This is a genomic window from Streptomyces sp. NPDC001532 (assembly GCF_040298625.1).
Lineage (GTDB): Bacteria > Actinomycetota > Actinomycetes > Streptomycetales > Streptomycetaceae > Streptomyces.
The window spans coordinates 1-1984 of record NZ_JBEPAL010000097.1 but is presented as its reverse complement, the minus strand read 5'-3'; the positions used below and the strand labels follow the sequence as shown (position 1 = coordinate 1984).

3 protein-coding genes are annotated in these 1984 nt (G+C 37.1%); 1 reads left to right on the top strand and 2 read right to left on the bottom strand.

Annotated elements, in window-relative coordinates; all coding sequences use genetic code 11:
- Positions 1 to 115, bottom strand: a 115-nt coding sequence (locus tag ABT232_RS38345; RefSeq protein WP_351849430.1) for a hypothetical protein, incomplete at its 3' end; no start/stop codon positions are given.
- 133 nt (positions 116 to 248) lie between these two features.
- Here ABT232_RS38345 and ABT232_RS38340 point away from each other — a divergent pair.
- Positions 249 to 1396, top strand: a protein-coding gene (locus ABT232_RS38340) for an IS3 family transposase (protein ID WP_095586744.1) whose coding sequence is annotated in 2 segments (ribosomal slippage) — positions 249 to 501 and positions 501 to 1396 — 1149 coding nt in all. Because the reading frame shifts where the segments join, the coding sequence is not laid out codon by codon here.
- A 110-nt stretch (positions 1397 to 1506) separates the two neighbouring features.
- Here ABT232_RS38340 and ABT232_RS38335 read toward each other — a convergent pair.
- Positions 1507 to 1984, bottom strand: a 478-nt coding sequence (locus ABT232_RS38335; protein ID WP_502975540.1) for a hypothetical protein, incomplete at its 5' end; no start/stop codon positions are given.

Genomic DNA, 1984 nt, shown 5'->3' with positions numbered 1-1984 from the left:
TTTTCTTTGAGTAGTCTTCTCGCTTGGCTCTCACATAAGACAAGTGGTCTTTGACCCCATTCAATCCTCTTAATTCCTTTAGCTCGTCATAAAGCGGATAGACGTTCTTTTGCAAACCTTGGAGCTATACTATAAAAGTGGACAGAAAATTGGGTGTTATAATCTGTCTATTAAGACACAAAAATGAAAGGTGGAAAGGTTATAATAAACTAGACACAAAGTTAAGAGAAATCGTGGAAAGGTTTATTATGGCAAGAAGAAAATTCGATAAACAATTTAAAAATTCTGCAGTAAAACTCATTCTTGAAGAGGGTTACTCTGTTAAAGAAGTCAGCCAAGAGCTTGAGGTTCATGCCAATAGTCTTTATCGCTGGGTTCAAGAAGTTGAAGAATATGGAGAAAGTGCTTTTCCAGGCAATGGGACAGCCCTAGCTGATGCCCAACATAAGATTAAATTGTTAGAGAAAGAAAATCGTTATCTTCAGGAGGAACTTGAACTTCTAAAAAAGTTCCGGGTCTTCTTGAAGCGAAGCAAGTAAAACGTTTTGAATTTCTCTTGAAACATCATGGGAAGATAAAAATTAAACATGCAGTAAAAGTTCTTAAGGTTTCTCGCTCAGGTTTCTATGAATACATGCATCGTCGTCCTTCAAAACAACAAGTGGAGAGAGAAATTCTCTCAGAGAAGATAAAAGCTGTCTTTCATGAGCATAAGGGACGCTATGGTGCGGTTAGAATTACCAAGGTACTTCATAATACTGGTATTATGACCAACACGAAACGTGTTGGGAAACTGATGCACTTGATGGGACTTTATGCCAAGGGAAGCCGTTATAAATATAAACATTACAACAGAAAAGGAGCTTCGCTTTCAAGACCCAATTTAATTAATCAGATCTTTAAAGCAACAGCTCCTAATAAAGTATGGCTGGGAGACATGACCTATATCCCTACCAAAGAAGGCACCTTATACTTAGCCGTGAATATCGACGTTTTTTCACGTAAGATTGTAGGCTGGTCAATGTCTTCACGGATGCAAGATAAACTGGTGAGGGATTGCTTCTTACAAGCTTGTGGGAAAGAACATCCTCAGCCTGGCTTGATTGTCCATACTGATCAAGGGAGTCAATATACAAGCTCTCGTTATCAATCTACTCTTCGTCAAGTCGGTGCTCAATCTAGCATGAGTCGTAAAGGAAATCCATATGACAATGCAATGATGGAGTCTTTTTATAAGACGCTAAAGAGGGAGCTTATTAATGATGCTCATTTTGAGACAAGAGCTGAGGCTACTCAAGAAATATTTAAATACATTGAGACCTATTACAATACAAAAAGGATGCATTCAGGTCTTGATTACAAGTCTCCAAAAGACTTTGAAAAATATAATTCTTAAATTCTCTTAACTCCGTGTCTAGTTTTTCGTTGACTTTCCAAAAATATAGCTCATTTTGTGTCTAAATATTTGACATTGGTCCACTTTAATTGTCTTTAACTTTTCACTCATCATAAGTCCTGCCTTTTAACCGTAGGTAGATATTGCTCGATTGCTTTCTTCAAATACTTAGCGATATTGTGCTTAGAATATTCTTCACGCTTGCTAGATACATAAGACAAGTGGTCTTTGACTCCATTAAGCCCTCTCAATTCTTTCAGTTCGTCATAGAGAGGGTACACATTTTTCTGTAAGCCTGCCATTGTTGCCGTATCTGTCATTTCTAATGGTGACAAAAGAAAATTTTCAATCAATAGCTTGGTGTATTTGCTTTTCATTGCTTCAATAGCTAGCTTATCTTCGGTTTCCTCTTTGACTTTATTACCCTCTTGATATACTTTATCGTCTAACTTGTAGCTGTTATCGTCTGCCATGCGTTTTTTCTCGATATGAAAGACAATAGAGTCAATACTCCGCCCTTTTTTGACTTTCTCATAGGACACGTTAAAAGAAGTGTGAGCGTTGATTTCTGCTAAAAGTTTTTCTAGT